Source organism: Mesorhizobium sp. M7A.F.Ca.AU.002.02.1.1 (genome assembly GCF_003998535.1).
Taxonomy (GTDB): Bacteria; Pseudomonadota; Alphaproteobacteria; order Rhizobiales; family Rhizobiaceae; genus Mesorhizobium; species Mesorhizobium ciceri.
This window is the reverse complement of the sequence record NZ_RZPB01001210.1, coordinates 1-1,201: the sequence shown is the minus strand read 5'-3', so window position 1 is coordinate 1,201 and position 1,201 is coordinate 1. Positions and strand designations below refer to the sequence as shown.

Genomic DNA, 1,201 nt, shown 5'->3' with positions numbered 1-1,201 from the left:
AGATAGTCGTCCCCGCCGGCCTCGAGCCCCTCGACGCGGTCGTCGATGCCGCCGACGGAGGTGAGGAAGATCGCCGGCGTGCGCACGCCGGCGGCGCGCACCGCCTTGACCATCGACAGGCCGTCGAGACCGGGGATCATCCGATCGGCGACGATCACGTCGTATTTGCCCCGGGTCGCCGCGAACAGCCCGTCATGGCCGTTGCGCAGGAGATCGCAGACATGGCCGGCCTCGGTCAGTCCCCTGACGATATAGTCGGCCGTCCTGTGGTCGTCCTCGACGAGAAGCAGTCGCATGAAAGGTCCGGTCCGTTGCCGAGATGGACAGGCTATCACCGGCACGGGCTTGTTCCTAGGATGTCACGAAGGCGCAGGGATGGTGGCGCTAGAACGTTCACGATTGGCCGAAGCGGTGGGGTTTTCGGCAATTGTCAATGCTAGCGCATCCGCCCTGCACCTAGTCCAGGTCCAGCAACAGTTCATCGGCTTCGTCGGTTGTCCCCTTCAGGGTCATGTGCAGGACGAGCGCAATGATACAGCCGAGGAAGAGCAGGCTGGTGAAGATGGTGCCGAAGCCCAGGCCGCCATGCCTGGCCGATCGCGACAGCAGGTCACCGAAGGAGGCGCCGAGCGGCCGCGTCAGGATATAGGCGAGCCAGAAGGCCAGGATGCCGTCGAGATTGAGCAGCCAGTAGGCCAGCACGATGAGCGCGATGGCGCCGCCGAACAGCAGGCCTGTGGTGAGGTAGCCCATGTCGAAGCTTTCGGCGACGAGATCGCCGGCGGCGGTGCCGAGCGCGAAGGTCAAGAGGATCGCCAGCCAGTAGAAGATTTCGCGCCTGGTGGTGAAGATGGTGTGGATCGACAGCGTCCGTTCGCTGGCGTACCAGACCGCGAATGTCGCGGCGAGCGCAACCGAGAAGGCGATGGTCGTGGTCTGCAGGCGCACGCCGAAAGTGTCGACGAGATTGTCCGTCACCAGGGTGCCGACGATGCTGATCAGCACCACCGCCAGCCAGTAGGCCCACGGCACGTAACGCTTCTGCGCAAACTGCAGGACGAGGGCAGCGATCAGGATGCCGGTCATGATCAGCGAGGTGACGGTCAGCCCAAGCCCGATCGTGTCGGCAAAATAGTCCGCCGCGGTCTCGCCGGTGGTGACCGCCATCAACTTGATCACCCAGAAATCGAGAGTGACGTCG

General features: G+C 64.0%; 2 protein-coding genes. Both read right to left on the bottom strand.

From position 1 onward, the window contains the following. On the bottom strand, positions 1-296 hold a 296-nt coding region (locus EN879_RS36525), incomplete at its 3' end, for a response regulator (protein ID WP_127274745.1). Between the two features lie 160 nt (positions 297-456). Next, on the bottom strand, positions 457-1,201 hold a 745-nt coding region (locus EN879_RS36520; protein ID WP_127274744.1), incomplete at its 5' end, for a hypothetical protein.